Source organism: Pseudoduganella dura (assembly GCF_009727155.1).
Lineage (GTDB): Bacteria > Pseudomonadota > Gammaproteobacteria > Burkholderiales > Burkholderiaceae_D > Rugamonas > Rugamonas dura.
Genome location: NZ_WNWM01000002.1, coordinates 5,236,105 through 5,259,798, shown reverse-complemented (window position 1 = coordinate 5,259,798; position 23,694 = coordinate 5,236,105). Strand labels below are relative to the sequence as shown.

The 23,694-nt window shown below is 64.2% G+C and carries 26 protein-coding genes and 5 tRNA genes; 2 read left to right on the top strand and 29 right to left on the bottom strand.

Annotation, left to right across the window (positions count from 1 at the left end; all coding sequences use genetic code 11):
• Positions 1–74 precede the first annotated feature (74 nt).
• Positions 75–1,013 (top strand): alpha/beta hydrolase, encoded by a 939-nt coding sequence (locus GJV26_RS23125; protein ID WP_155711032.1) that lies wholly within the window; start codon positions 75–77, stop codon positions 1,011–1,013.
• Positions 1,014–1,076: 63 nt separating this feature from the next.
• Here the strand turns inward: GJV26_RS23125 and GJV26_RS23120 are convergent, their stop codons facing one another.
• Positions 1,077–1,328, bottom strand: coding sequence for a hypothetical protein (locus GJV26_RS23120; protein ID WP_155711031.1), 252 nt, complete (start codon positions 1,326–1,328; stop codon positions 1,077–1,079).
• Here GJV26_RS23120 and GJV26_RS23115 point away from each other — a divergent pair.
• The gene (locus GJV26_RS23115; protein ID WP_155711030.1) at positions 1,327–1,620 is read left to right on the top strand and encodes a hypothetical protein; all 294 of its coding nucleotides are present in this window, start codon (positions 1,327–1,329) and stop codon (positions 1,618–1,620) included. The genes GJV26_RS23120 and GJV26_RS23115 overlap by 2 nt on opposite strands.
• A gap of 17 nt (positions 1,621–1,637) precedes the next feature.
• On the opposite strand, the gene GJV26_RS23110 is transcribed toward GJV26_RS23115, so the two are convergent.
• From GJV26_RS23110 to GJV26_RS22975, 28 genes are all read right to left on the bottom strand, one after another.
• The gene (locus GJV26_RS23110) at positions 1,638–2,192 is read right to left on the bottom strand and encodes a TOL_0243 family YfiR-like periplasmic protein (protein WP_155711029.1); all 555 of its coding nucleotides are present in this window, start codon (positions 2,190–2,192) and stop codon (positions 1,638–1,640) included.
• Entirely contained in the window at positions 2,193–4,142 is a 1,950-nt protein-coding gene (locus GJV26_RS23105; RefSeq protein ID WP_173346248.1) for a TOL_0244 family TonB-dependent receptor, read from the bottom strand.
• A 49-nt stretch (positions 4,143–4,191) separates the two neighbouring features.
• Positions 4,192–4,479: a hypothetical protein gene (locus GJV26_RS23100; RefSeq protein ID WP_155711027.1), complete on the bottom strand. Its 288-nt coding sequence runs from the start codon at positions 4,477–4,479 to the stop codon at positions 4,192–4,194.
• A 5-nt stretch (positions 4,480–4,484) separates the two neighbouring features.
• A tRNA-Gly gene (locus GJV26_RS23095) sits at positions 4,485–4,560 on the bottom strand.
• A gap of 23 nt (positions 4,561–4,583) precedes the next feature.
• Positions 4,584–4,657, bottom strand: a tRNA-Cys gene (locus tag GJV26_RS23090).
• Between the two features lie 45 nt (positions 4,658–4,702).
• Positions 4,703–4,778, bottom strand: a tRNA-Gly gene (locus GJV26_RS23085).
• 76 nt (positions 4,779–4,854) lie between these two features.
• A tRNA-Gly gene (locus GJV26_RS23080) sits at positions 4,855–4,930 on the bottom strand.
• Between the two features lie 72 nt (positions 4,931–5,002).
• Positions 5,003–5,078, bottom strand: a tRNA-Gly gene (locus GJV26_RS23075).
• Between the two features lie 106 nt (positions 5,079–5,184).
• Entirely contained in the window at positions 5,185–5,769 is a 585-nt protein-coding gene (gene pgsA, locus GJV26_RS23070) for a CDP-diacylglycerol--glycerol-3-phosphate 3-phosphatidyltransferase (RefSeq protein WP_155711026.1), read from the bottom strand.
• Positions 5,770–6,058: 289 nt separating this feature from the next.
• Positions 6,059–7,963: an excinuclease ABC subunit UvrC gene (uvrC, locus tag GJV26_RS23065; protein WP_155712667.1), complete on the bottom strand. Its 1,905-nt coding sequence runs from the start codon at positions 7,961–7,963 to the stop codon at positions 6,059–6,061.
• Between the two features lies 1 nt (position 7,964).
• Positions 7,965–8,363, bottom strand: coding sequence for a holo-ACP synthase (acpS, locus tag GJV26_RS23060; RefSeq protein ID WP_155711025.1), 399 nt, complete (start codon positions 8,361–8,363; stop codon positions 7,965–7,967).
• Complete coding sequence (gene pdxJ / locus GJV26_RS23055; protein WP_155711024.1) at positions 8,360–9,118, bottom strand: pyridoxine 5'-phosphate synthase; 759 nt, start codon at positions 9,116–9,118, stop codon at positions 8,360–8,362. Before pdxJ ends, acpS begins: the two co-directional genes overlap by 4 nt.
• A 13-nt stretch (positions 9,119–9,131) precedes the next feature.
• A complete protein-coding gene (recO, locus tag GJV26_RS23050; RefSeq protein WP_229419405.1) occupies positions 9,132–10,025 on the bottom strand; it encodes a DNA repair protein RecO in 894 nt (297 codons plus the stop codon).
• 58 nt (positions 10,026–10,083) lie between these two features.
• Positions 10,084–10,986, bottom strand: a complete 903-nt coding sequence (era, locus tag GJV26_RS23045; protein WP_155711023.1) for a GTPase Era — start codon at positions 10,984–10,986, stop codon at positions 10,084–10,086.
• A 12-nt stretch (positions 10,987–10,998) separates the two neighbouring features.
• Positions 10,999–11,787, bottom strand: coding sequence for a ribonuclease III (gene rnc / locus GJV26_RS23040; protein ID WP_155711022.1), 789 nt, complete (start codon positions 11,785–11,787; stop codon positions 10,999–11,001).
• A gap of 25 nt (positions 11,788–11,812) precedes the next feature.
• Positions 11,813–12,235 (bottom strand): DUF4845 domain-containing protein, encoded by a 423-nt coding sequence (locus GJV26_RS23035; protein ID WP_155711021.1) that lies wholly within the window; start codon positions 12,233–12,235, stop codon positions 11,813–11,815.
• A gap of 39 nt (positions 12,236–12,274) precedes the next feature.
• Positions 12,275–13,195, bottom strand: coding sequence for a signal peptidase I (lepB, locus tag GJV26_RS23030; protein WP_155711020.1), 921 nt, complete (start codon positions 13,193–13,195; stop codon positions 12,275–12,277).
• Positions 13,192–14,985, bottom strand: coding sequence for a translation elongation factor 4 (gene lepA, locus GJV26_RS23025; RefSeq protein ID WP_155711019.1), 1,794 nt, complete (start codon positions 14,983–14,985; stop codon positions 13,192–13,194). Before lepA ends, lepB begins: the two co-directional genes overlap by 4 nt.
• Positions 14,986–15,222: 237 nt before the next feature.
• Positions 15,223–15,477, bottom strand: coding sequence for a glutaredoxin family protein (locus GJV26_RS23020; protein ID WP_155711018.1), 255 nt, complete (start codon positions 15,475–15,477; stop codon positions 15,223–15,225).
• Positions 15,478–15,524: 47 nt separating this feature from the next.
• Entirely contained in the window at positions 15,525–17,033 is a 1,509-nt protein-coding gene (locus GJV26_RS23015; RefSeq protein ID WP_155711017.1) for a DegQ family serine endoprotease, read from the bottom strand.
• 242 nt (positions 17,034–17,275) lie between these two features.
• Entirely contained in the window at positions 17,276–17,560 is a 285-nt protein-coding gene (locus GJV26_RS23010) for a sigma-E factor negative regulatory protein (protein WP_155711016.1), read from the bottom strand.
• A 119-nt stretch (positions 17,561–17,679) separates the two neighbouring features.
• A complete protein-coding gene (rpoE, locus tag GJV26_RS23005; protein ID WP_189441701.1) occupies positions 17,680–18,282 on the bottom strand; it encodes an RNA polymerase sigma factor RpoE in 603 nt (200 codons plus the stop codon).
• A gap of 68 nt (positions 18,283–18,350) precedes the next feature.
• Positions 18,351–18,803, bottom strand: coding sequence for a protein YgfX (locus GJV26_RS23000; RefSeq protein WP_155711015.1), 453 nt, complete (start codon positions 18,801–18,803; stop codon positions 18,351–18,353).
• 277 nt (positions 18,804–19,080) lie between these two features.
• Positions 19,081–20,325: a beta-ketoacyl-ACP synthase II gene (gene fabF / locus GJV26_RS22995; RefSeq protein ID WP_155711014.1), complete on the bottom strand. Its 1,245-nt coding sequence runs from the start codon at positions 20,323–20,325 to the stop codon at positions 19,081–19,083.
• Positions 20,326–20,367: 42 nt separating this feature from the next.
• Positions 20,368–20,607: an acyl carrier protein gene (gene acpP / locus GJV26_RS22990; RefSeq protein ID WP_130188465.1), complete on the bottom strand. Its 240-nt coding sequence runs from the start codon at positions 20,605–20,607 to the stop codon at positions 20,368–20,370.
• A gap of 146 nt (positions 20,608–20,753) precedes the next feature.
• Positions 20,754–21,500 (bottom strand): 3-oxoacyl-ACP reductase FabG, encoded by a 747-nt coding sequence (fabG, locus tag GJV26_RS22985; protein WP_155711013.1) that lies wholly within the window; start codon positions 21,498–21,500, stop codon positions 20,754–20,756.
• Between the two features lie 65 nt (positions 21,501–21,565).
• Positions 21,566–22,507 carry an ACP S-malonyltransferase gene (gene fabD, locus GJV26_RS22980; RefSeq protein WP_155711012.1) on the bottom strand — a complete coding sequence of 314 codons (942 nt, stop codon included), beginning with the start codon at positions 22,505–22,507 and terminating at the stop codon, positions 21,566–21,568.
• Positions 22,508–22,705: 198 nt separating this feature from the next.
• Complete coding sequence (locus tag GJV26_RS22975; protein ID WP_155711011.1) at positions 22,706–23,692, bottom strand: beta-ketoacyl-ACP synthase III; 987 nt, start codon at positions 23,690–23,692, stop codon at positions 22,706–22,708.
• Between the last annotated feature and the right edge of the window lie 2 nt (positions 23,693–23,694).

Here is a 23,694-nt window from a genome sequence, read left to right as displayed (position 1 = left end):
TATAATGAGAATCATTCTCATTGAAATGGAGCGCCTCCGCGGCCTCCATAGTTTTCTGCTTGCACGGAGTCCCGATGACCGCTTTCCCCTTTTCCCGCCGCCGCCTGCTTGCCGGCGGCACCGCCGTACTGGGTTCGACGCTGCTGCCGCTGGCTGCCCATGAGGCTGCCGCGGCCGCCGGCGATGCGGAGGCGTGGCAGCCCGTAATGCTGCCGCAGGCGCGCCAGCGCGACATGGCGTCGGCCATCACCGGCCAGCGCTACCGCATTTTCGTCAGCGTGCCCGAGACGCCGGCGCCCGCCGCCGGCCACCCGGTACTGTATGCGCTGGACGGCAACGCGTCGTTTCCCGTGCTCGCACTGATGGCCCGCACCGCCGCGCGCCGCGCCGGGGTCACCGGCCTGGCCGCGCCGGTGATCGTCGGCATCGGCTACGCCACCGCGCAGGACCATGATTCGAAGAGCCGCACCCGCGACTACACGCCGCCCGCCGCCGGCGCGCCCGCCGCCGAGGGCGGCGCCGACCGCTTCCTCGACTTCATCGAGCAGGAACTGAAACCGCTGGTGCGCACGCTGGCGCCGGTCGACCCGCGGCGCCAGGCCCTGTACGGACATTCGTTCGGCGGCCTGTGCACGCTGTACACGCTATTCACCCGGCCCGCCATGTTCCAGACCTACGTGGCCGCCAGCCCGTCGATCTGGTATGGCGACCGCGTGGTGCTGGACGGGCTGGAAGGTTTCGCGCAGCGCGTCGCGGCGCTGCCGGGCAAGCCGTCATTGCTGATGACCGTGGGCGAGCTGGAACAGAAGCGCCCTGCCGATGCTCGCGCCGGCAGCCACGATGCGGCGCTGCTGCAGCGGCGCATGGTCGACTCGGCGCGCGACCTCGCCGCGCGGCTGCAGGCCGGCGGCCCGTTGCTGGAGCGGGTGCGGTTCCACGAACTGGCCCATGAGGACCATGGGTCCGCCGCGTATCCGGCGATGGCGCGGGGGATCGAGTTTTTCATGAACTGATATCGATTGCCGGCCGCAGCGCGCCGGCCATGTGCCGCCATGGATTCGTGGCAGGCGAACGGCTCAGATGAACGGCCAGTTCAGGATGCGTTTCACGTGCAGCACGGTCCGCGCGACGACATACCCGATCGAAAACCCGAACGCCAGCAGGCTCCACGCATCGCCCATGAACGCCAGCCACACCCCGCCCACCGTGGCGGCGGCCACGCCCACCATCAGCCACAGCTCGATGCTGAAGAAGAACGCGGACGCCGCGCGCCAGGTATGCAGGACAAGCAGGATCGCTTCCCGGAAGGTTTTGACTTCGTTGTTCATGATGTTGTTCGTTGAAGCGTCGGGCGCCTGCAAGTCGTTCGCCGGCCGACCGGCGATGCCCGGCATGCCGGACGGTTACCGCCTTGTTGCGGCTTGCGGCCGCGAGGCTATTGCCTGTCGTGCCAGGCACGCACAAAAAAATGCCGGCACAGTGGCCGGCTTGAATCCAATTTCAGTGGGGAAACTGGAGGAGACGGAGAGCATGATGACACTTCCCGGCCAGCATGGCCAATTGATCGTGGCGATAGCGGTCATCCATCCTGTGAATGAACGGGCGATGCCCGGGCGGTGACTGCCCGGAGCGGTCCATCACTTTTCTTTCGCCCGCGCGACGGACAGGGCCACCGACAACAGCTGTGAGCTCAGTTTCAGGTTTGCCCTTTCGGCCGACTCGAGCGAAATATCGAAGCGGATACGTTCATCCACCAGGCGGAAATTGATGATACTGCCGCCGGAGAGCGCGTCGTCCGAATCGGATACCACCAGCGTGGACTGGTCGTGTGCCTGGGCCACCAGCGGCGCGGCACGGCTCCAGGCGCCCTGGCCGATGAACAGGATGTCGATGCCGGCAATCCCGTCGCCGATACGCAGCCTGCGCACGGTCACGCCGCTGCCGGCGCTGTCGCGCACCGCCGGTATCTGCAGCAGATGCTCGGCCACCTTCTCCGCGCCGACGACACCGATGACCGTACGACCGCCGGCCGGGCCCGCCGCCGTGGCGGGCCACTCGACGTAGTTGCGCATCTTGAACAGGTAGACCGCCTTGACGGCATCCTCCGATGGCGCCTGCGCGCGGGCAGCGGGTGGCATGCACAGGCATGCGCACGCCAGCAGCGCCGCCCACGGGAGACACGCAATGGCCATCTACCGGCGCCACGTCAGCTTGACGCCAACCTGTCGCTCGTATGCCGTGCGCAGACCGGACCGGCCGAACTCCACATGCCGGCTGTCGAGCAGACTGCTGCCGAACAGCGACAAGTGCAGGTTCGGCGTTGCCTGCCATGTGTAATTGAGATCCAGCGTGCTGTACGCGGGAACCGCGGGGCTGGGGAGCGCACCGTAGCGACGCAGCATCAGGTCGATGCCATGACCGGCGGCGATGTCCCATGACGAGCGCAGGCTCCAGTAGTGGCTCGGATCGCTCGTGGCGATGCCGGCAGCCGCGCTGAGGTCGCGGCTACCCTTTTCCAGCTCGGTGCGCACCCGCTGCACGACGGCGCCGCCCGACAGCCGCCAGTCCGGCATGACCTGCCATTGTCCCCATAACTCCAATCCATGCGTGCGGCCGGTGGCCAGGTTCGAGAACACCTGGCCGACACCGTTCGGGCTGGGTTCGAGCGTGCGCAGGCGATCGTATCTGGTGGCAAACGCCGTGGCCGAGAAGGAGACAGTCGCGCTCGGCTGAATACGGTAGCCCAGCTCGGCCACATTCGCCACCTCCGACGCGAACTGCGGGCCGCCACCGATCACGAACTGAGGTACGCCGGCCACCACCGGGGGCTGCGACGGAGCATAAAAATCGCGATCGATCCGCGACGGCGCACGCACGGTGCGCGACGCGGACGTCCATAGCATGCTGTTTTCCGCCGTTTTCCACGCCAGGCGCAGCGTTGGCAGGATCTCGAGCCCGGTGTAGTTGTTCTGTTCGAGCTTGACGCCCGCGATCACGCGCAGCTGGTCATTTACCCGGGTTTCATTCTGCATGAACACGTTGGCCCAGTACAGATCCAGGTCGCCGGGCAGGAACGCGAAACTGCTGGCATTGGCGATCCTGTCGAAAGCCATGCGGACACCGGCGCCTGCCACGAGACGGTTACGGCTGCCCAACGACATGGCGCCCTGCACCTGCACGTCGATCGTATTGAGGTGCTCGTTGAAGGCATTCGGCTGGTCGCGCTGGGTAAAGTCCCAGTACGCCTGTGCGGTCACCTCGGTGCCACTGGCGAGCAGTACAGTCTTGCGGCCAAGCAGATTGGCCCCGGCGATCCGTATGTCCCGGGTGCCTGCCTGGTGAAGTTCGCCGCTGTACGCATCGCCTTGCACGGTCAACCCGGCCCAGTCGGCCCGGAAGCCGGCCTGCGTGCGCTTCATGCCTGTCGCACTGCGGGCGCCGGCATCGCTGTCGAGGTCTTCCTGGAGCATCGTTCTGGCGTAGATGCGATAACTGCCGCCGTTATCCAGTTCGCCACCATGGCGCACGGTGCCCACGCGGCTGGTGCCATCGGCCGAAATACTCGCAAGCGTGCCCGGTGTTGCACCGGCAGCCTTCGTCGTAATGTTGATCACGCCGTTGACGGCATTGGCGCCCCACAGGGTGGCACCCGGCCCGCTGATGACTTCGATGCGATCGATATCGTCGATGGCCACGTCCTGGGCATCCCAGAACACGCCCGAAAACAACGGCGAATACACGCTGCGGCCATCGATCAGTACGAGCAGCTTGTTTTCCAGCGCAGTGCTGAAACCGCGTGCCGTGATCGCGTAGTTGCGCGCATCGATGCGGGCGACCTGGATGTTGGGCGCCAGGCGCAATGCTTCCGGCAAGCTCGCGGCACCGGAGCGCCGGATGCTTTCGGCCGTGATGACGTAGATCGATGCGGTGGCATCGGACAGCGGCTCATCGCGCTTGGATACCGATGTGACCCGGATCTTCGACAAGTCCTCGAGACTCAGTTCGGCCAGGTCGACCAGCCCGGGCTGGGCGGCAAATGCGGGCGCCGCAAGCGCCAATCCCGCCAGCACCGGAAAGATCCGGCCCGCGCGCAGAATTTTTTGAAGGATACGTGGGGAACGCGAACGACCGGTCTTGACCATAAGGACGAACTGCATGCTGGCAAAGGGTTTGTGAGGCGACCCCGCACAGTCAACAATGCGGATGGATGTCCTGAGTGTGCAAAATCTTACCAGACCCGGCGGCCTTTTCCGGCAGTGGCGGCGGCAATCTGCCCGCAGACCTGCATTTTTCCACAGCACATGTCGTCGTGTTGCAGGGCGAGCACACCTTTATTGCACGTCCATGCCGATGATGATGCGACAAGGGGGCGTTGCCGCTCCCGCCGACGAGAACAGCAACCATGCCGGCCTCTTCGCGCAGCACCGATTCGGTGTCGACAATGCAAAAGGGCAGCCACATCGGGCTGCCCTTTTGCATGTTTCTGGAGCGGGAGAAGAGTCTCGAACTCTCGACCTCAACCTTGGCAAGGTTGCGCTCTACCAACTGAGCTACTCCCGCTTGGAGTATGTACTACCTGAAACTGGAGGCGAGGGCCGGAATCGAACCGGCGTACACGGCTTTGCAGGCCGCTGCATAACCATTTTGCTACCCCGCCTTGATGGGGTGAACATCGCGCAGCGTGCCGCGACATTCCGAATCCTGGAGCGGGAGAAGAGTCTCGAACTCTCGACCTCAACCTTGGCAAGGTTGCGCTCTACCAACTGAGCTACTCCCGCATGGAGTGTTACCGACTACAACAACTTCTAAAACCACTGTTCCTGCAAGCTTCGTGCTGCAACGCGCCAGAAGAACTGGAGCGGGAGAAGAGTCTCGAACTCTCGACCTCAACCTTGGCAAGGTTGCGCTCTACCAACTGAGCTACTCCCGCGTTACTGAACTGCACGAATCAACTATTATCGCAGAAACATCGTTGCTTTTCCAGCGATGTCGTTGACGATTTTGGAGCGGGAGAAGAGTCTCGAACTCTCGACCTCAACCTTGGCAAGGTTGCGCTCTACCAACTGAGCTACTCCCGCTTCGTCGCTTGCTACTGCGTCGTCATCAACAACAGGCACGCATTATAGACCATGGAATAAAACTGTCAAGGCAGAAATCTCCGCGGGAAACGCCGGGGAAGATCCGTCAATTCAGGCTCCCGGCACGCTCCTTGATCAGCGGCCACGCCTTCTGCAGGTAGTAGAACATCGACCACACGGTCAGCACGCTGGCCACCCACAACAGCTTTTCGCCCCAGAAGCGGGTGTCGACGGCGCCGAGGAGCACGTCGTAGTACAGCAGCGCCGGAACCGCCGTCATCTGCGCGGCCGTCTTGATCTTGCCGATGGAGTTCACGGCCACCGATTTCGATGCGCCGATCTGCGCCATCCATTCGCGCAGCGCGGAGATCGTGATCTCGCGGCCGATGATGATGAAGGCGAGGATCGCGTTGCAGCGGTCGAGCTGCACCAGCACGAGCAGGGCGCCGGCCACCATCAGCTTGTCGGCCACCGGATCGAGGAAGGCGCCGAACGCCGACGTCTGGTTCCAGCGCCGCGCCAGGAAGCCATCGAACCAGTCGGTGATGGCGGCCACGATGAAGACGACGGTGGCGGCGAGATTGCGGTCCTGCAGGGGAAGCCACGAGGGAGGAAGGTAGAACACGCCCACGACCAGGGGGATCAGCGCGACGCGCAGCCAGGTCAGCAGGATCGGGATGTTGAATGGCATAGATGCGGCAGTAGAGAACGGCGATTGCAGGAATGGTAATAACGCGCCGCTAGTCTACCTTGCCGACCGGGGTAATACCAGCAAGCACGGCTCAGCAGGACGGATGCGCAGTTCAATGGGCCTCCGATGCACTTCCTCCGGCTGCATTGACGGGGCCAGTGCTTCGCCACGCAAGCCGCCTGCCATATGATGCACCTCGTCCGCCTGCATTGACGGGGCGAGGGCAAGGCGCGGCGCCGCAGCCAGTACTTCTAGTACGGCAAGGCGCCGCAACGCCGCCATCGCCCCGTCAATGCAGGCGGCGGTAGATTTCTTCGGCGAGCTTGCCCGATATGCCCTCGACGGAGCGCAGGTCCTCCACGCTGGCATTGGTCACGCCGCGCAGGCCGCCGAAGCGCGCCAGCAGGCGCTGGCGGCGCTTGGCGCCGATGCCTTCGATTTCCTCCAGCGTGGACGTCTGTCGCGTCTTGGCGCGCTTGGCGCGCATGCCGGTGATCGCGAAGCGGTGCGCCTCGTCGCGGATCATCGCCACCAGCATCAGCGCCGCCGATTCCTTGCCCAGTTCCTGCGGCGGGCGGCCGTCGACGAACATCAGCGTTTCCAGGCCGACCCGCCTGCCCTCGCCTTTCGCCACGCCGACGATCAGGCCGATATCGAGCCCCAGTTCGACGAACACCTGGCGCGCCATCTCGACCTGGCCCTTGCCGCCGTCGATCAGCACCACGTCCGGCATCACGCCGTCGCCATTGGCCACCTTTTCGTAGCGGCGCATCAGCACCTGGCGCATCGCCGCGTAATCGTCGCCGGGCGTGATGTCGTTGATGTTGTAGCGGCGGTACTCGCCGTTCTGCATCTGGTGGTGATGGAACACCACGCACGAGGCTTGCGTCGCCTCGCCCTGCGTGTGGCTGATGTCGAAGCATTCGACGCGCAGCGTTTCGATGTCGTCGGTTTCCAGGCCGAGCGCCTCGACCAGCGCGCGCGTGCGCGACTGCTGCGAGCCCTGTTCGGACAGCAGCCGGGCCAGCGCGATCTCGGCGCCCTTCTGCGCCAGCTCGAGCCATTGGCGGCGCTGGCCCTGCGGCTGGAACAGCAGGTTGATGCGGTGGCCGCACTGCTCCTGCAGCGCCAGGATCAGTTCCGGCTGGTCGAATTCGATGTTCAGGATCAGCACGCCCGGAATGGTCTTCTCGGTGTAGTGCTGCACCAGGAAGGCCGACAGCACCTCCACGTCCATCGACTGCTCGGCGATCGCTTCCGCATCGATCACGTGCGACGGGAAGTACGCGCGGTCGCCCAGGTGGCGCCCGCCCCGCACCATCGCCAGGTTCACGCAGGCGCGGCCGCCCTGCACCACCACGGCGATGATGTCCACGTCCGAATCGGACGTTTCCATGCTTTGCTGGTGCAGCACCTTCGACAGCGACTGGATCTGGTTGCGCACCGCCGCGGCCTGCTCGAACTTCAGGCTGGCGGCGTAACCGTGCATCTTCTGCTCCAGCTCTTCCATCACCTCGGTGGTGCGGCCGCGCAGGAAACGCGCGGCGTTGTTCACGTCCACGCGGTAGTCCTCGGCGCTGATCGCGCCCACGCACGGCGCGCTGCAGCGGCCGATCTGGTTCAGCAGGCACGGGCGGGTGCGGTTCTGGTAGACGCTGTCCTCGCAGGTGCGCAGCATGAACACGCGCTGCAGGATCTGCATCGATTCCTTCACCGCCCATGCCGAAGGGAACGGGCCGAAGTACTGGTTCTTCTTGTCGACCGCGCCCCGGTAGTAGACCATGCGCGGCACCGCGTCGCCGGTCAGCTTCAGGTAGGGGTACGACTTGTCGTCGCGGAACAGGATGTTGAAGCGCGGCTGCAGCGACTTGATCAGGTTGTTCTCGAGGATCAGCGCTTCGGCCTCGCTGCGCGTGACGGTCGTTTCGAGCCTTGCTATGCGCTCGACCATCATCGCGATGCGCGGGCTGGACAGGTTCTTCTGGAAGTAGTTCGACACGCGCTTCTTCAGGTCGCGCGCCTTGCCCACGTAGAGCACCTTGTCCTCCGCGTCGAAGTAGCGGTAGACACCCGGCAGGTTGGGCAGCTTGGCGACCGTCGCCAGCACCTGTTCGCGTGCCGACAGTGCCGACAGTGCCGGCAGGGTCGGCTGGGTCGGCTGGGTCGGCAAACCTGCCGTCGTTTCCTCGCTCATCTCAGTCATCGGCCTTTTCCACGATCACGAACGCGACCGCGTATTCCTCTTCATCGCTGACGGACACCTTCGCCGTCAGCCGGTTCTGCTCCATGTAGGCCTGCAAGGCGCCGCTGCAGACGATGCACGGCGCACCCAGCGCATCGTTCACCAGCTGCGCCGCGGGCCACGTCATCGGCGGGCGCAGGCCCAGGCCCAGCGCCTTCGAGAACGCTTCCTTGGCGGCGAAGCGCGTCGCCACGTAGCGTACGCCCCGTGTCGCGTTGCGGGCGCTGCGTTCGCGGAACACCTCCAGCTCCTCGGGACCGAGCACGCGGCGCGCAAAGCGTTCGCCCTGGCGCGCGAGCGCTTCGCCGATGCGGGGAACCTTGCAGATGTCGGTGCCGATCCCGTGGATCATCGGGCTCCCAGGCGCGTGGAGACCATGATCGCCTTCATCTCGCGCACCGCGTTTTCCCAGCCGACGAACACCGAGTGCGCGACGATCGCGTGGCCGATGTTGAGCTCCTCGATCTGCGGGATCGCGGCAATCGCCTGCACGTTCGTGTAATGCAGGCCGTGGCCGGCATTGACTTTCAGACCGCGCTGCACGCCCCAGCGCACGCCCGCCCTGACGCGCTCGAGCTCCTTCAGCTGCTCCTCGCCTTCGGCATCGGCATAGGCGCCGGTGTGCAGCTCGATGACGGGCGCGCCCACATCGGCCGCGGCCTGGATCTGCGCCTCGTCGGCATCGATGAACAGGCTCACGCGGATGTTCTCGCCCTGCAGCTGCTTCACTGCGGCGGCCACTTCCTTGTGGAAGCGCACCACGTCCAGCCCGCCCTCGGTGGTGATCTCGGTGCGCTTTTCCGGCACCAGGCACACGTCGGCCGGCTTGATACGGCAGGCGAAGTCGATCATCTCCGGCGTGACGGCCGCTTCCAGGTTCATCCGTGTGATGAGCTGCGGCGCCAGAGCCATCACGTCCGCGTCGCGGATGTGGCGGCGGTCTTCGCGCAGGTGCAGCGTGATGCAGTCGGCGCCGGCCTGTTCGGCCAGCAGCGCCGCGCGGATCGGGTCGGGGTACTTGGTGCCGCGCGCGTTGCGCAGCGTGGCCACGTGGTCGATGTTGACGCCCAGGTCGATCATCGTGCCGGAAGGGTGCAGGAAGCTCATGGTCTCTTTGTTTTTACAGTTGCATCAGGTCGATCAAAATCTGGCGCGTGTTCAGCGGCGCCCCGTTCAGCTGGTGGGCCAGCAGGAAACGCATCAGCTGCTTGCTCTGCGCCTGCGTGGCCGGGTCCGTGTAATCCTCGCGCGCCATGTCGAGCAGGGTCTTGCCGGCCACGCGCGGCGCGGTATCGTCATCGCCGGCGGGGCGCGGGCCCCGGTCGGGATCGACCACGTACGCGATGCCGGGCTTGACCTTGCCCCGCGTGTCGGCGCAGCGGGTGAGATCGGAGGCTACCCCGGTCTCCTTAAGTAAGGCCGTTTCGAATTTTCGCAAGACGATCGGCGGCGGTTCGTTGTGGGCCAGCTGGTTCAGCGTGGACACGTAATGGTCGAACAGCTTCGGGTGCGCATCGTCGCGCGCCAGCAGTTTCACGAGCAGCTCGTTCAGGTAGAAGCCGCACAGCAGCGCCGTCTTTTCCAGCGGCAGCAGGCCGCCCACCCAGTCGGCGTCGGTCAGCGTGCGCAGCTCGTTCTTGCCGGTCCAGCCGGCGGACACCGGCTGGAAGGTCTGCAGCACGCCGCGCAGCTGCGAGTGCGGGCGCTTGGCCCCTTTCGCGATCAGCGCAACACGGCCGAAGTCGCGCGTCAGCAACTCGACGATCAGGCTGGTTTCCTTGTACGGGTAACTGTGGAGCACGAAGGCCGGCTGGGCGGTCACGCGCGTGCCCACCGTGCGGGGCGCGGTGCGCTTGCGTGTTTGCTGCGGGGGACGTACGGCCGGTGCTGTCTGCAGCAGGTAGGAGACCGCGTTGTCGCGGACTTCCACGACCGGGTTTTCCGGCGATGCAGTGGCATCCACCGGCTCGGCGGTAGCGGTATCGGCAGCGCTTACGGCCGAGTCCGTGTCCATGGCATCGACTGCCGTATCGGACTCGGACCCGGCCGTAGGGGCGCCTGTACGCATGGCGTTATTCGTAGCCGTAAGCGCGCAGGCCGGCTTCGTTGTCGGCCCAGCCGGATTTCACCTTGACCCAGATCTCCAGGTAGACCGGGCCGCCGAACAGCTTTTCCATGTCGAGGCGGGCCTGGGTGGAGACTTCCTTCAGCCGGGCGCCCTTGTTGCCGATGATCATGGACTTGTGGCCGTCGCGTTCGACGAGGATCGCGGCGAAGATGCGCCGCAGGTTGCCCTCCTGCTCGAACTTCTCGATCAGCACGGTGCTCGTATACGGCAGTTCGTCGCCGACAAAGCGGAACAGTTTTTCGCGCACGATTTCCGAGGCGAGGAATTTCTCGCTGCGGTCGGTGATGTCGTCTTCGCCGAACACCGGGGGGTTTTCCGGCAGCAGGCGCTTGATTTCGTTCTGCAGGCCGTCCAGCTGGAAGCGCAGCTTGGCCGATACGGGCACCACGGCCGCGAAGTCGAACTTGCTTGCCACCTGCTGCGCGAACGGCAGCAGCACGGCCTTGTCCTTCACGCGGTCCGACTTGTTAATCACCAGCACCACCGGGATATCCTTCGGCAGCAGGTCGATCACCTGCTGGTCGGCGGCGCCGAAGGTGCCGGCTTCGACCAGGTACAGGATCACGTCCGACGAATCGAGCGTGCCTGTGACGGTCTTGTTCAGCGTCTTGTTCAGCGCGTTCGAGTGGCGGGTCTGGAAACCCGGCGTGTCGACGTAGATGAACTGCGCATCGGCCAGTGTCTGGATGCCGGTGATGCGGTGGCGCGTGGTCTGCGCCTTGCGCGACGTGATGCTGACCTTGGCGCCGATCAGCGTGTTCATCAACGTCGACTTGCCCACGTTGGGGCGGCCGACAATGGCGATGTAGCCGCAGCGGAATCCTGCGGGCGTGGTGGCGTCAGTCATGATGGTTCTCGGTTATTTGTTGACGAGCTTTTTTTCCGCCGGCTCGTCGCCCTGGACGGTGGCGATACCCGCCAGCTTCAGCTGTGCGGCGCGCGGTTTGCTCTTGCGCGCGGCGGCGGGCGCTTTCTGCGCGGCCTGTTCGGCCACTTCCAGCGCCAGCTTGGCGGCCGCCTGTTCGCCGGCACGGCGGCTGCCGCCCCGGCCGTAGACCTGGATGCCCAGCTTGGGCACCAGGCACTCGATCTCGAATTCCTGGCTGTGCGCGGCGCCGTGCGTGGCGACCACGTTGTACAGCGGCAGGGATATCTTCTTGCTTTGCAGGAATTCCTGCAGCAGGGTCTTGGCGTCCTTGCCCAGCGTGCGGGGGTCGACGGTGTCCAGGATCGGGATATAGAACGCGCGGATCACCTTTGCCGCGGCATCGAAGCCGGCATCGAGGAAGATCGCGCCCAGCAGCGCTTCGAGCGTGTCCGCCAGGATCGACGGCCGGCGGAACCCGCCCGATTTCAGTTCGCCCTCGCCCAGCCGCAGGAACTGGGAAAGTTCCAGCTTCTGGGCGATCTCGAACAGCGATTGCTGCTTGACCAGGTTGGCGCGCAGCCGCGACAGGTCGCCCTCGTCGATCTGCAGGTAGCGGTCGTACAGGATCGACGCCACCGCGCAGTTCAGGATCGAATCGCCCAGGAATTCCAGGCGTTCGTTATGCAAACTGCTGTGGCTGCGATGCGTCAGGGCCTGCTGCAGTAACCCAGCGTCCCGGAACGTGTGGCCCAGCTTCGTTTGCAATAACTGTAGATTCATCTTCCTGTCTGTCCTGTCTTTCGTGTCACTCGGCACGGGCGGGGGTGGCACCGCCCTTGGCGGTCGAGCCGCTGTATTCGAGCAGCACGCTGGCCGGCCCGGCCAGGTGGATTTTCTTGTCGTAGGCGAACGAGACTTCGGTTTCACCGTTGACCCGCTCGATCGTGAGGTCTCGGCCGCTGATCGAGCTGATGTAGTTTACCTCGGCGCTGCGGTCGAACGAGGCCCGGATCTCCTGCGGCGTGCCGCCGGCGGCCCTGGCCTTGGCGATCGCCGCGCTGACCGACCGGTATTCCGAATACGTGGGCAGGATCTTCATCGCCAGCACGCCAGCCAGGCCGGCCAGCGCCAGCACGACGACCAGGCCCGTCAGCGAAATACCGCCTTGACGCAGTGCGCCTTGACGCAGTGCGCCTTGCCGCAGTGCAAAATTGGCCCGTCCACGCATCGCTGCTCCCCGCTCGATCACTGTATCTCGGTCACTGTATTACTGGATGCCGCCGATACGGCGCGGGTTGGACAGGTTCATCCACACCGCCACCGCCTTGCCGACGACGTTCTTGTCCGGCACGAAGCCCCAGTACCGGCTGTCCGCGCTGTTGTCGCGGTTGTCGCCCATCATGAAGTAGTTGCCAGCCGGCACGGTGCAGGTAAAGCCGTCGTACGTATAGGTGCACGCCTCCTTGCCCGGGAATTCGCGCACGTCGGACAGGTTCAGCGTCGGCGCGCGGTCGTCGTTCAGGATGCGGTGCTCGACGCCGGACAGGTTTTCCTTGAATTGCTTCTTGTAATTCAGGGTTTCGTCGTCCAGGTAATCGTCCTGCGGCGCGTAGGCGATCGGCTTGCCGTTCACGGTCAGGCGCTTGTTTTCATAAGTGATCTTATCACCCGGCACGCCAACGACGCGCTTGATGTAATCCTGGCTCATGTCCTTCGGGTACTTGAACACCATCACGTCGCCGCGCTGCGGATCGTTCAGCTGGATGATCTTCTGGTTGACGATCGGCAGGCGAATGCCGTACGTGAACTTGTTCACCAGGATCAGGTCGCCCACCAGAAGGGTCGGCACCATCGACGACGACGGGATCTTGAACGGCTCGAACAGGAACGAGCGCAGCACGAACACCAGCGCGATCACCGGGAAGAAGCTGCCGGAATACTCGATCCAGGTCGGCTGCCTGAGCAGCGCCTGCTCGATCTGCGCGCGGCTCTGCGTATTGCTGTCGACCTTGATGCCGTCGGCGGTCAGCTTCGCGGTGCGCGAGTCGTAATCGGCCAGCGCCCGGTCGGCGGCGATCCGGCGCTGTTTCGCCAGATAGAACACGTCCAGGACCCAGATGATCCCGGTCACCACCATCAGCACAAACAGGATCAGCGCAAAATTGCCGAGGATGCTTTGCAATGTCATTTTTCGTCCACTTGGAGAATTGCCAGGAATGCTTCCTGCGGGATTTCAACGGAGCCGACCTGCTTCATGCGTTTCTTGCCGGCCTTCTGCTTTTCGAGCAGTTTCTTTTTCCGCGAGATGTCGCCGCCGTAGCACTTGGCCAGCACGTTCTTGCGCAACGCCTTCACGTTTTCACGCGAGATGATGTTGGAGCCGATCGCGGCCTGGATCGCCACGTCGAACATCTGGCGCGGGATCAGTTCGCGCATCTTCGCCGCCACCTGGCGGCCGCGGTACGGCGCATTGGCGCGGTGCACGATGATGGCCAGCGCATCGACCTTCTCGCTGTTGATCAGCATGTCGACCTTAACCACGTCGGCCGAGCGGTATTCCTTGAACTCGTAATCCATCGACGCATAGCCGCGCGAGGTGGACTTGAGCTTGTCGAAGAAGTCCAGCACGATCTCGGCCATCGGCATCTCGTACACCAGCTTCACCTGGCGGCCGTGGTAGGCCATGTCCAGCTGGACGCCGCGCTTGCCGATGCACAGCGTGATCACCGACCCGACATACTCCTGCGGCATGTACAGGTTGACGGTGACGATCGGCTCGCGCACATCGTTGATGTGCGACGGGTCCGGCATGCGCGATGGATTGTCCACCTTCAGGATGGAACCGTCGCGCTGCTCGACCTCGTACACCACCGTGGGCGCCGTGGTGATCAGGTCCATGTCGAACTCGCGTTCCAGGCGTTCCTGCACGATTTCCATGTGCAGCAGGCCCAGGAAGCCGCAGCGGAAGCCGAAGCCCAGCGCCTGCGACACTTCCGGCTCGTACATCAGCGCGGCATCGTTCAGCTTGAGCTTTTCCAGCGAGTCGCGCAGCGCGTCGTACTGGTTCGCTTCGACCGGGAACAGGCCGGCGAACACCTGCGGCTGCACTTCCTTGAAGCCGGGCAGCGGCTCGGGCGCCGGCTTGGCCGCGTGCGTGATCGTGTCGCCCACGCGGGCGACCTTCAGTTCCTTGATGCCGGCGATCACGAAGCCCACCTGGCCGGCCGACAGCGTCGGCAACGACACGGAACGCGGCGAGAAAATGCCGATGTCTTCCACCAGCTGCACCGAATCGGTGGCCATCAGGCGGATCTTTTCCTTCGGCTTCATGGTGCCGTTGACCACGCGCACCAGCATGACGACGCCCACGTAGGCGTCGTACCACGAGTCGATGATGAGCGCCTGCAGCGGCGCATCCGGGTCGCCCTTCGGCGGCGGCACCTTGGCGATGATCGATTCCAGCACATCCTCGACGCCCAGGCCGGTCTTGGCCGAGCAATGCACGGCGTCGCCGGCCTCGATGCCGATCACGTCCTCGATCTCGGCGATCGCGGACGGCGGATCGGCGTTCGGCAGGTCGATCTTGTTCAGCACCGGCACCACCTCGACGCCGAGGTCCAGCGCCGTGTAGCAGTTCGCCACCGTCTGCGCCTCGACGCCCTGCGAGGCGTCGACGACCAGCAGCGCGCCTTCGCAGGCCGACAGCGAGCGCGAGACTTCGTACGAGAAGTCGACGTGGCCCGGCGTGTCGATCAGGTTCAGGTTGTAGATTTCACCATTGCGCGCCTTGTATTTCAGCGCCGCCGTCTGGGCCTTGATGGTAATGCCGCGCTCGCGTTCGAGGTCCATCGAATCGAGCACCTGGGATTCCATCTCGCGGTCCGACAGGCCGCCGCACAGCTGGATGATGCGGTCCGCCAGCGTGGACTTGCCATGGTCGATGTGGGCGATGATGGAGAAATTGCGAATGTTGTTCATTGAATTAAAACGGCGTTGAGGCTGCAAATACGCGGCCAAATACAAAAAAGCGCTCTGGGCGGGAAGCCCTGCCGAGCGCTTTCTAGAAACGTGCAAGGAAAAACCCCTAGCATTTTACCGGATTTCAGAGGGGAAAGCCGGAAATCCGACGTGGCGGCTGCGCGATGGGGCGCCGGGCCCGTTTATGGGGCCGGCTTGGCGAGCCAGCCTATCGAGCCCGCTTGTCGAGCTTGAATCTCAGGCCAGCTCCCCGGGCCGGTTGCGCAGCGCGGCCAATACCTTCTGCTCGTCGAGAAAATAGTGGCACAGCTCCGCGCCGCCGGCAAACAGTACCGGCACCAGTTCGTCGAAGCGGGCCACCAGTGCCGGATAGGCGTCCACGTCGATCACGTCGACGGTGAACGGCCGGTCCGGGCCGCGCAATGCCAGCAAGGCATCGAGCATGTCCTGGCACAGGTGGCAATAGCCGCGCGAATACAGGGTGAAGTGCATGGGAAGAACGGCGATGGGCGGCGAAGGTGTCGCCGCCCCTGATCCGCTTACTTCGGTGCCGGAGCCGGGGCCGGCCGCAGCGTGAGGAAGCGTGCCACGTCGCCGCGGCGCACCAGCACCACCGCGTTCTTCTTCGGATCGAGCTTCGATACCAGCGCGCCGAACTGGCGGGCATCGGTGATCGGCGAATTGTTCAGCTGCAGCAGCACGTCGTCGGGCTGGATGCCGGAACCGGCCGCCACGCCTTCGGCGGAAGTCACCTTCACGCCACCGGGCACGCCGAGGTCCTTCTTCTCGGCCGCCGACAGGTCGGCGACCTTCAGCCCCAGCGCATTCGCCGCGCCTTCGGCATTCGGCTTGCCGCGTTCGCCACGCACGCCCCTGGCCGGCTGGTCCGATTCCAGCTCGGCGACGGTGACCGGCAGGTCGACCGCCTTGCCCTGGCGCCACACGGTGATCGTGGCGCGGGTATTCGGCTTCGTGTTGCCGACCAGCCGCGGCAGGTCGTTCGAGCCGCTGATCTCGGTGCCATTGAACTTGATGACGATGTCGCCCGCCTTCAGGCCGGCCTTGGCGGCCGGGCCACCCTCTTCCACCATCGAGACCTCGGCGCCGCGTGCTTCCTTCAGGCCCAGCGATTCGGCCACGTCGCGGCTGACTTCCCCGATCGACACGCCGATGCGGCCGCGCGTGACCTTGCCGGATGCCTTCAGCTGGTCGGCGACGCGCATCGCCTCGTCGATCGGCACGGCGAACGAAATGCCGTTGTACGCGCCGGACAGGGTGGCGATCTGCGAATTGATGCCGATGACTTCGCCGCGCATGTTGATCAGCGGGCCGCCCGAGTTGCCGGGGTTGACGGCCACGTCGCTCTGGATCAGCGGCAGGTATTCGCCGGTGTTGCGCGACTTGGCCGAGATGATGCCGGCCGTGACCGAATTTTCCAGGTTGAACGGCGAACCGATCGCCACCACCCATTCGCCCACGCGGATCTTGTTCGGGTCGCCCATCGTCAGCGCCGGCAGGCGCGAGGCATCGATCTTCAGCATGGCCACGTCGGTGCGGGTGTCGGCACCCAGCACCTTGGCCTTGAATTCGCGCTTGTCGGTCAGCGTGACGTAGACTTCATCGGCGCCGGCCACCACGTGGGCATTGGTCAGCACATAGCCGTCGGCCGAGACGATGAAGCCGGAACCGACGCCGCGCTGCACCTCGCGTTCCGCGGGCACCTGCTGCTGGCGATTGTTGCCGCGCGGCTGCTGGCCATCGCGGCGCGGGGTCGGCATCTGGCCGCCGAAGAAGCGGCGGAAGAATTCCTGCATCTCGTCCTCGTCCGCCATGCCGGAGTCGCGCGGGCGCAGCCGCTCCGTGGTGCGGATGTTGACGACGGCCGGACCAACCTTTTCCACCATGTCCGCAAAGTCCGGCAGGCCGGCGACCGAGGCCGCTGCGGCGTGAACGGGCGCCAGGTTGATGGCGGCGGGTGCGAACAGGATCCCTGCGCTGACCAGCAGCGCCGACAAGGTTTTACTACCAGCAGAAGTATTTGTTTTCATAGGAATAGTCTGTTTTCGGTGTAAGTCAGAACGCGGGACAAGCCAAAGGCTCCACTGTATGGTACAGCGAAAACCTTGAGTTGCAACACGCACAAGATGTTGCGACCAATAACAAATTTCAAGGGGAGATTTGTAGCGTGCTGTAACGAGGGAAACGGATTTGTAACAGCGCACGGAAGTGCCAGCCGGTCGGCCAGCGCAGCGTCTACCAGGCAGAGGACGGCTTGTGGCTTGCGGGAGAGTCAGGGAACGGTCTCGGCGGGCTGCCCTCCGTGCGCCGCATCGGCGGGACGGCCCGGCAATTCCTCGGCGGCCAGGCGTTCGGCCAGCCGGGCCGCGAAGCCGGGAGACAGGTCGGTAGCCGGCTGGTGCGCCCGCAGCGCATCGCCGACGAAATGGTACATGCGCCATGCCGCCAGGCCTTCGGGCTCGGATAGCGCGGCCATCGTGAGTTCGAGTTCGCACGCCGGCAATTCGTTGTCCACCATCGCCGAAATGTGCTCCTGGAGGCGGGTCGGGGTTTCCATGACTTGTCCGATGGGGGAAGGTGATCGACAATGAGAATCAACTATGAGAAGCAACAACGAGAATGCAACAACGGGAATGACCAATAGTTGCAACAGGCTGAACTGTCAGTTTCGGAGCCTTACCAGCGCTTGTCAACAGGCATGTCCAGGAGTGGCCGTAATTTGTCGGCAATCACTTCGCGGGCCCGGAAAATGCGGCTGCGCACGGTTCCGATGGGGCACGACATGATTTCCGAAATCTCTTCATAACTCATCCCCTCGATCTCGCGCAGCAGGATCGCCGTGCGCAGGTCGAGGGGCAGCGCATCCATCGCGGCATTGACCGTTTCCGCGATCTGCTTGCTGGCAAGCATGGACTCGGGCGTGTTGATATCGCGCAGGTGATCACCTTCGTCGAACGCTTCGGCACCTTCGGCATCGACATCCGAGGAAGTGGGCGTCCGGCGGCTCTGTGTCACGAGAAAATTCTTGGCGGTGTTGATACCGATCCGGTACAACCACGTGTAAAAGGCGGAATCGCCCCGGAAATGACGCAACGCCCGGTATGCCTTGATAAAGCTTTCCTGCACCACGTCCTCCGCTTCGGCAGGATCGTGCACGATGCGCGATACCAGCCGCATCAGCCTGCGCTGATACTTCGACACGAGCAAGTCGAATGCTTGCCGCTCACCTGCCTGGACTCGCTCGACCAGCAGCCCATCGCTCTCACGGTCTGTCGTCACACCTCTGCCCTCGGTGGCCTGCAGCGCGGGCACTCATATCGCTATAGAGACGCCGCGCCGCATTTGGTTCAGGGGTTTTCGGGATTTATTTTCGGTTCATTGCCGCCGCCGGCACGCGCCGCCAGCGCCAGCCGGCGCCGCACCTCGGGCGCCGCGCTGTCGGGAAGCACGACCAGCCAGTGGCACCGGCCCGCTTCGCTCTCCAGGCGCAACAGCAACAAGCCCGGCCATAACGTGGAGCCCGGCATCAACCGCACGCGTTGCCCCCTGCCCGCGTGCCGTGTCTCTCTCTGCTGGTATACCGTCAGGCGAATTTGCCCGACAGCCGAAATATCAATGCGCGCGAGCTTGACAAGGCGGCGCTGGCAGAACACGCCCGCCATGCCTGCCGCGAGCAGCAGCGCACCGGCCACGCCCGGCCCGGACCACGCCCCGCATGCCAGCACGGCCGCGCACAACGCCGCCTGCGCCACGCGCAACGACGGCGACGGACGAATGACGGCGGACACGGCGATCGACATCGTGGCGACGGATAGGATGGGCGAACGAAGTCGCCGGAACGAACGCGGGATACAAACAAACCGGGCAAGGCATTCAGCCGCCTGGTCAGACCGGATCGACGATTACTGGAGAATCAACTGAAAGCGCAACTGAAAGCGCAACTGAAAGCGCAACTGGAAGCGCCGGCCTCTTGCCGGGCAATCGGGTGCCGACGAACGCCGGCACCGGCGGGCCGTGGGAAATACTCCACGGCCCCTTGGCGCTCACTTCCGTTTGACCGGAGTGAGCAGGGAAAGTTCAAACTTTTCCGAACACGAGGCTGCCGTTCGTTCCGCCGAAGCCGAACGAGTTCTTGACGGCATACTGGATGGCCATCGGACGGGCGACATTGGCGCAGAAGTCCAGGTCGCACGCCGGGTCCTGGTTGAACAGGTTGATCGTGGGCGGTGCCACCTGGTGGTGGATCGCCAGCACGGTGAACACGGCCTCGAGGCCGCCGGCGCCGCCCAGCAGGTGGCCGGTCATCGACTTCGTCGAGCTCACCACCAGGCTCCTGGCGTGTTCGCCGAATGCATACTTGATGCCGGTGACTTCGGCCACGTCGCCCAGCGGCGTCGACGTGCCGTGCGCGTTCACGTACTGCACCTGGTCGGGGTTGATGCCGGCATTCTTCATGGCCGCGATCGCCGACTTGGCGCCGCCGCTGCCATCTTCCAGCGGCGACGTCATGTGGTACGCATCGGCGCTCATGCCGAAGCCGAGCAGTTCCGCGTAGATCTTGGCGCCGCGCGCCTTGGCGTGCTCGTATTCTTCGAGCACCATCACGCCGGCGCCTTCGCCGAGCACGAAGCCGTCGCGGTCCTTGTCCCACGGACGCGATGCGGTCGCGGGATCGTCGTTGCGGCTCGACAGCGCACGGGCGGTGGCAAAGCCACCCAGGCCCAGCGGCGACACGGTGGATTCGGCACCGCCGGCCACCATCGCGTCGGCATCGCCGTATTCGATCAGGCGCGCTGCCGCGCCGATGCTGTGCAAGCCGGTGGTGCAGGCTGTCACGATCGCCAGGTTGGGACCGCGCATGCCGTATTTGATCGAGAGGTTGCCGGAGATCATATTAATGATCGAGGCCGGTACGAAGAACGGCGAGATACGGCGCGGACCGCGCTTGTCGTAATCGGCCTTCTGTTCTTCGATCATCGGCAGGCCGCCGATGCCGGAGCCGATGATCACGCCGATGCGATCGGCGTTCTCTTCGGTGACGACCAGACCGGAATCCTGGATCGCCTGGATACCCGCAGCCATGCCGTAATGGATGAAGGTATCCATGTGGCGGGCTTCCTTGGCGTCGAGATAGCCTTCGACGTTGAAGTTCTTGACCTCGCCGGCGAAGCGGGTCGAGAACGCGCTGGCATCAAACTTGGTGATGTTGGCGATACCGGATTTGCCCTCGGTAATCGCGCTCCACGCTTCGGCAACGGTATTGCCGTTCGGGGCTACGCAACCAAGGCCGGTGACCACCACACGACGGTTTTTGGAACTCAAGCGATTCTCCTGGAGTCGATCTTTGCTGCTATTGCTGCGAACTTAGGCCTTGACGTGATTCGTCGCGTAATCGATGGCCTGCTGCACGGTGGTGATCTTTTCGGCTTGTTCGTCAGGGATTTCCATTTCGAACTCGTCTTCCAGTGCCATTACCAGTTCAACGGTGTCGAGGGAGTCGGCGCCCAGGTCATCGACGAAGGACGATTCGTTCTTGATGTCGGCTTCGGCGACGCCCAGCTGTTCGGCGACGATCTTCTTAACGCGTTGTTCGATATCGGACATGTTATGGCTCCATTGTGTGTATGTTACGGAAAGCGCGCATTTTATCAGGTTTGCGCGTTGAAAAACTAATTTCGGCTTCTGTGCTCAGCTTTACCGAAATCACTGCTAAAAAACGGGATCGCGCCTTTAATCCATGCGCGAAGCCGTTAATTCATGTACATGCCGCCGTTTACGTGCAACGTGGTGCCGGTGATGTACGCGCCACTCGGCGACGCCAGGAAAGCCACCGCCGCGGCGATGTCTTCCGGCTTGCCGAGCCGGCCCAGCGGGATCTGCGTGAGCAGGGCCGCATGCTGTTCCTCGCCCAGGACTTTCGTCATGTCCGTGTCGATGAAGCCCGGGGCGATGCAATTGACGGTGATGTTGCGGCTGCCGATCTCGCGTGCCAGTGCGCGGGACATGCCCTCGACACCGGCCTTGGCCGCCGCGTAGTTCATCTGGCCGGGATTGCCGGAAGACGCCACCACCGACGTGATGTTGATGATACGCCCAGTCTTGGCTTTCATCATGCCACGCAGGACCGCCCGCGCCAGACGGCCGACAGCGGACAGGTTGGTCGCGATGACCTTGTCCCATTCATCGTCCTTCATCCGCATCGCCAGCTGGTCGGCGGTGATGCCGGCGTTGTTGACGAGGATGCCGATCGCACCGAACTGCTTGCCCACTTCGTCGATGACGGCGCCGCAGCGTTCCACATCGGTGACGTCCAGGACGACGCCCTTGCCCGCCTGTGCGCCGGCCTCGGCCAGATAAGCGGAAATCGCCTCGGCGCCGGCTTCGGTGGTGGCGGTGCCGATCACCTTCGCACCCTGGCGCGCCAGTTCCAGCGCGATCGCCTTGCCGATGCCGCGCGATGCGCCCGTGACGAGCGCGACTTGGTTGGACAGAATCATAATCATCCTTTGTTGTTGTTCAGCCTGAGGTTCGGCCTCAATGCGTGCCGCATCGACGCGGCAGCTTACTTCAGTGCCGCCAGCAGCCGCTCCAGCGAAGCCTGGTCGGTGATGGCATCGCCGGCCAGGGCGGGGTCGATGCGTTTCGTCAATCCCATCAGCACCTTGCCCGGACCGCATTCGATCACCTGGGTGATGCCGCCCGCCGCCACTTTCTGCATCGTCTCGACCCAGCGCACCGGGCTCGCGGCCTGGCGCACCAGCGCGTCCTTGATGCTTCCAGGATCATGCAGCACGGCAACATCAACGTTATTGATCAAATCGATCTGCGGCGCATTGAAATGAATGCCATCCATGTATTCGCGCAAGCGGTCCGACGCCGGTTTGAGCAGCGACGAGTGGAATGGTGCCGACACCGGCAGCCGCATCGCCCGTTTCGCACCCTTGGCCTTGGCGATCTCGCAAGCCTTCTCGACACCGGCGGTGTGGCCGGCGATCACGACCTGTGCCGGCGCGTTGTAGTTGACGGCTTCCACGACCTGGGTGGGATCGGCGGCCACGGCTTCGGCGCAGGCGGCGCGCACGTCGTCGTCGGACAGGCCGAGCACGACAGCCATCGTGCCCTGCCCCACCGGTACCGCTTCCTGCATGGCCTGCGCGCGGAAGCGCACCAGCGGCACGGCATCCTTGAACGGAATCACGCCGGCAGCCACCAGCGCCGAGTATTCGCCCAGGCTGTGGCCGGCCACGACCTTTGGTACGGCGCCGCCGGCCGCGATCCATGCGCGGTACACGGCGACGGCGGCGGTCAGCATGACCGGCTGGGTATTGGTGGTGAGATCGAGTTCTTCCTTCGGGCCTTCGGCGATCAGCTTGCCGAGGTCGAACTGCAGCGCGTCCGACGCTTCGGCGATCGTCTGCTCGACGACCGGATTGCCGTTGAAGCCGGCCATCATGGCCACGGCCTGGGAACCCTGGCCGGGGAATACAAATGCGAATTGGGTCATGGTGTGTTCTCGTTATGAAAAGCGGACGCGCCGGGGCGCATCCGCGTTTAGAGCAACAATTCTAAAACGGCGCGCATTGTACACCGCCGTTTGTATTCCACCTACAGCTTACCTCTCCGCCAGGTTCCCGCGAGAAGGCAAAGCCAACTATTTCCTGCATCCCCGCCAAGTCCCGGCGAGAGGTAAAACCATCTATTCCTACATCCTCGCCAGGACGGCGCCCCACGTGAAGCCGCCGCCGACGCCTTCCATCATCACGACATCGCCCTTCTTCACGCGGCCGTCGCGCACGGCGGTATCGAGCGCCAGCGGGATCGAGGCGGCCGACGTGTTGCCATGCTGGTCGACGGTGACGACCATCTTGTCCAGCGGCAGGCCCAGCTTTTTCGCAGTGCCGTTCATGATGCGGATATTGGCCTGGTGCGGGACCAGCCAGTCGATCTGGTCGCTCGTCATGCCGGCCGCCTCGAGCGCTTCGTTGGCGACTTTTTCCAGCACGGTCACCGCCAGCTTGAACACGGCCTGGCCATCCATGTACAGGAAGGCGCTGCCCGCCACCGCCCCGCCGGCCACATTGCCGGGCACGGAAAGAATGTCGGAATGGCGGCCATCCGCGTGCAGCTTGCAGGCCAGGATGCCCGGCTCGCTGGAAGCGCTCAGCACCACGGCGCCGGCACCGTCGCCGAACAGCACGCAGGTGGTGCGGTCTTCGAAGTTGAGGATGCGCGAAAACACTTCCGAGCCGATCACCAGCACGTTCTTGTGCATGCCGGACTTGATGAAGCTGTCCGCCGAGGCCAGCGCGTAGACGAAGCCGCTGCACACGGCCTGCACATCCATGGCGGCGCTCGTGTTGGTCATGCCCAGCTTGCGCTGCACGATGCAGGCGGTGCTGGGGAAGCTGCCGAAGAAATCCGGCGTGGAGCTGGCGACAAGGATCAGGTCGATGTCGTTCGGCTGCAGTTGCGCCATCTCCAGCGCGCGCCGGGCAGCGTGCACCGCGAGATCGGAAGATACCTGTTCCGGCGCCGCGTAATGGCGCGCCGAGATACCGCTACGGGAGGAAATCCACTCGTCGGACGTTTCGATGCCCTTGGCCGCCAGTTGCGCGGTCAGGTCGCCGTTCGTCACGCGTTGTTCGGGCAAGTAGCTGCCCGTGCCGATGATTTTGCTGTACAGAGTCATGC

Bases quoted from the DNA above. Each gene is read 5' to 3' on its own strand.
- GJV26_RS23125 (WP_155711032.1), top strand. From the start codon at position 75: ATGACCGCTTTCCCCTTTTCCCGCCGCCGCCTGCTTGCCGGCGGCACC.
- GJV26_RS23115 (WP_155711030.1), top strand. From the start codon at position 1,327: ATGATGTTGTTCGTTGAAGCGTCGGGCGCCTGCAAGTCGTTCGCCGGC.
- GJV26_RS23120 (WP_155711031.1), bottom strand. From the start codon at position 1,328: ATGAACAACGAAGTCAAAACCTTCCGGGAAGCGATCCTGCTTGTCCTG.
- GJV26_RS23110 (WP_155711029.1), bottom strand. From the start codon at position 2,192: ATGGCCATTGCGTGTCTCCCGTGGGCGGCGCTGCTGGCGTGCGCATGC.
- GJV26_RS23105 (WP_173346248.1), bottom strand. From the start codon at position 4,142: ATGGTCAAGACCGGTCGTTCGCGTTCCCCACGTATCCTTCAAAAAATT.
- GJV26_RS23100 (WP_155711027.1), bottom strand. From the start codon at position 4,479: ATGCAAAAGGGCAGCCCGATGTGGCTGCCCTTTTGCATTGTCGACACC.
- pgsA (WP_155711026.1), bottom strand. From the start codon at position 5,769: ATGCCATTCAACATCCCGATCCTGCTGACCTGGCTGCGCGTCGCGCTG.
- uvrC (WP_155712667.1), bottom strand. From the start codon at position 7,963: ATGAGCGAGGAAACGACGGCAGGTTTGCCGACCCAGCCGACCCAGCCG.
- acpS (WP_155711025.1), bottom strand. From the start codon at position 8,363: ATGATCCACGGGATCGGCACCGACATCTGCAAGGTTCCCCGCATCGGC.
- pdxJ (WP_155711024.1), bottom strand. From the start codon at position 9,118: ATGAGCTTCCTGCACCCTTCCGGCACGATGATCGACCTGGGCGTCAAC.
- recO (WP_229419405.1), bottom strand. From the start codon at position 10,025: ATGGACACGGACTCGGCCGTAAGCGCTGCCGATACCGCTACCGCCGAG.
- era (WP_155711023.1), bottom strand. From the start codon at position 10,986: ATGACTGACGCCACCACGCCCGCAGGATTCCGCTGCGGCTACATCGCC.
- rnc (WP_155711022.1), bottom strand. From the start codon at position 11,787: ATGAATCTACAGTTATTGCAAACGAAGCTGGGCCACACGTTCCGGGAC.
- GJV26_RS23035 (WP_155711021.1), bottom strand. From the start codon at position 12,235: ATGCGTGGACGGGCCAATTTTGCACTGCGGCAAGGCGCACTGCGTCAA.
- lepB (WP_155711020.1), bottom strand. From the start codon at position 13,195: ATGACATTGCAAAGCATCCTCGGCAATTTTGCGCTGATCCTGTTTGTG.
- lepA (WP_155711019.1), bottom strand. From the start codon at position 14,985: ATGAACAACATTCGCAATTTCTCCATCATCGCCCACATCGACCATGGC.
- GJV26_RS23020 (WP_155711018.1), bottom strand. From the start codon at position 15,477: ATGCACTTCACCCTGTATTCGCGCGGCTATTGCCACCTGTGCCAGGAC.
- GJV26_RS23015 (WP_155711017.1), bottom strand. From the start codon at position 17,033: ATGAAAACAAATACTTCTGCTGGTAGTAAAACCTTGTCGGCGCTGCTG.
- GJV26_RS23010 (WP_155711016.1), bottom strand. From the start codon at position 17,560: ATGGAAACCCCGACCCGCCTCCAGGAGCACATTTCGGCGATGGTGGAC.
- GJV26_RS23000 (WP_155711015.1), bottom strand. From the start codon at position 18,803: ATGTCGATCGCCGTGTCCGCCGTCATTCGTCCGTCGCCGTCGTTGCGC.
- acpP (WP_130188465.1), bottom strand. From the start codon at position 20,607: ATGTCCGATATCGAACAACGCGTTAAGAAGATCGTCGCCGAACAGCTG.
- fabG (WP_155711013.1), bottom strand. From the start codon at position 21,500: ATGATTCTGTCCAACCAAGTCGCGCTCGTCACGGGCGCATCGCGCGGC.
- fabD (WP_155711012.1), bottom strand. From the start codon at position 22,507: ATGACCCAATTCGCATTTGTATTCCCCGGCCAGGGTTCCCAGGCCGTG.
- GJV26_RS22975 (WP_155711011.1), bottom strand. From the start codon at position 23,692: ATGACTCTGTACAGCAAAATCATCGGCACGGGCAGCTACTTGCCCGAA.